Source organism: Amycolatopsis sp. SID8362 (assembly GCF_010550475.1).
In the GTDB taxonomy this organism is placed as follows: domain Bacteria; phylum Actinomycetota; class Actinomycetes; order Mycobacteriales; family Pseudonocardiaceae; genus Amycolatopsis; species Amycolatopsis eburnea.
This window is the reverse complement of sequence record NZ_JAAGNB010000161.1, coordinates 1-2030: the sequence shown is the minus strand read 5'-3', so window position 1 is coordinate 2030 and position 2030 is coordinate 1. Positions and strand designations below refer to the sequence as shown.

3 protein-coding genes are annotated in these 2030 nt (G+C 75.9%); 2 read left to right on the top strand and 1 reads right to left on the bottom strand.

The genetic code is table 11. The annotated features are described in order from the left end of the window. Positions 1-154 precede the first annotated feature (154 nt). A complete protein-coding gene (locus tag G3I65_RS05870) occupies positions 155-751 on the top strand; it encodes a hypothetical protein (protein ID WP_160695197.1) in 597 nt (198 codons plus the stop codon). Here G3I65_RS05870 and G3I65_RS05865 read toward each other — a convergent pair. Further along, on the bottom strand, positions 663-1457 hold the full coding sequence (locus tag G3I65_RS05865) for an AraC family transcriptional regulator (RefSeq protein WP_160695196.1): 795 nt from the start codon (positions 1455-1457) through the stop codon (positions 663-665). The two genes, G3I65_RS05870 and G3I65_RS05865, sit on opposite strands and share 89 nt — an antisense overlap. Positions 1458-1505: 48 nt before the next feature. On the opposite strand from G3I65_RS05865, the gene G3I65_RS05860 reads away from it, so the two are divergent. After that, positions 1506-2030, top strand: a 525-nt coding sequence (locus G3I65_RS05860; RefSeq protein WP_160695195.1) for an ESX secretion-associated protein EspG, incomplete at its 3' end; no start/stop codon positions are given.

Genomic DNA, 2030 nt, shown 5'->3' with positions numbered 1-2030 from the left:
CGGCCGCGCCCGATTTCCGGGGCCTGGCCACACATCTGGAGTCGTTCTCGGCCGCCGGACGCGAGCTGGGCGTGACCGTCGCGCGCACGCCGGTGCACCCGGTGACACCGCCGCCGGGTGCCGTGTCCGCGTTCGCCGCCGCGCTGGGTGGCCGGTGAAACTGCCCGCCGTACCGGGGATCACCCCGGTGAACCTGGACTCGGTCGAGCGCACCACGGCCGAGCTGCACGCGCTCATGGCGCGGCTGCGCGGCCCCGGCGCCGCCCGCGACCTCGGTCTCGAAGCGGCCGCCGTGCAGTCCGCGGAAATCGCCCACGAGCAGCGAGCGGGCCTGCTGGCGCTGGTCGAGCACCGCGACGCGGACCCGGCACTGCTGATCGCCGGCGTCGTCCCGGTGGACGTCCCGCTCGAAGAAGCCGCGGACCTGCGGCACTTCGTCGCGGACACGACCCCGGGCCTGCGCGAGGTGAGCAGCGCGCGGACCGGCCGCGGCTACCCGGTGGTGATCGTCGAGCGGATCGGCCTGTCCGGCGCGCAGCTGCAGGCCCTCGTGCTCGACCCGGACCGCCCGCGCGCGGCGGTGTTCACCCTGCACTCCCCCGGCGGCCGGGGCTGGCTGGAGGTCGCCGGGCTGGCCGGGACGCTCGTGGCCGGCGTCGACCTCACCCCCGCAGCGCCCGCTCCCGGTATTCGCGCGGGGTCTGCCCGGTCGCCCGGCGGAACGTCCGCGAGAAGTGCGGGGCGCTGGTGAACCCGCAGTCCCGCGCGACTTCCGCGATCCCCCGGCCCGCTTTGGCGGGGTCGGCGAGCACGGCCTTCGCACGTTCGACCCGCAGGCCCTTGAGCCGTTCGGAGACGCCTTGGCCGTCGTCGAACAGCTGGTACAGCCGGCGCCGCGAGATGTACAGCGCTTCGGCGATCTTGTCCGCGGTCAGCGACGGGTCGGCCAGGTGCGCGCGCATGTACTCCAGCGCCTCGCGCCGCCGTGCCGCGAGCGCGTCGACCCGGTCGAGCTCGACGCGCAGCGCGCTCCGCAGCACCAGTTCGGCCAGGCCCAGCAGGTGGTGGGCCAGCCCGTGCGGGTCGAGCCGCGGCCCGGCCGCCAGCACGTGCGCCACCGCGCTCGCGAACAGCGCTCGCAGCGGCGCCTCGACCTCGACCGGCCGGAACATCAGCGGCCGCAGCTCGGCGAACGAGATCGACAGCTTCGCCGCCGCGACCGTCAGCATGACGACCCCGCGGTCGGAGGGCAGCAGGTGCAGCGTCGCGTCGGCGAACGTCAGCTTCGCCCCGGACTCGGCGACCGCTTTCGGCACCGGGCAGCGGAGCAGCAGCTGGATGTCTTCGGGGGCACCGGCGGCGCCGCCGAGGATCGCCGCCCGCGCCGCCGCCGCGCCCGAAGCGCGGACGACGAGGTACCCGCTCGCGGGTACGTCCACCGGGTACGGCTCGGCCATCGGCACCATCGTGCCCGACGGCGGCCGCCCACGACGGGAAGGGGGACCGTGGCGCGCCGCACCACGACGGCGGCGGGGGTAGTCCTGTCGCATCTCGAATTCGATCTCCTCTGGGCGGACCTGGGACCGGGCGGGCCGCCACCGCACCCGTTCGACGTGCCCGCGCACGGCCGCACCCACGCCGAGCGCGACGACCTGGGCGTCCGCGTCTTCGCGAGCCTCGCCGAAGCCGGCCTCACCGACGGCGACGACGTCGCCCCGGAGCTGGCCGACCTGTTCACGGTGCTGGGTTCGCCGATGCTGAGCGTCGATGCACTGGTGCTCGGCGAGGCGCCGTGGCGGCTGCTGGCGGCGGTCCGGGACGCGGCGGGCGTGCTCGCCGTGCTCGACGAACGCGACCTGGTCCTCGAGCCGGTCCGCCCGGACGGCTTGGTGCCCGCGGTGGTGCGAATGCTGGGTGAGCAGCCGCCGGGCCCGGGCGACCAGCTGCGGCTGCCCCGGGCGGCGTACGCAGCGGCGATGGATGCTTACGCGCGTAGCGGGTACGACGCGTTCGAGCGGGCGCTGGGCGCG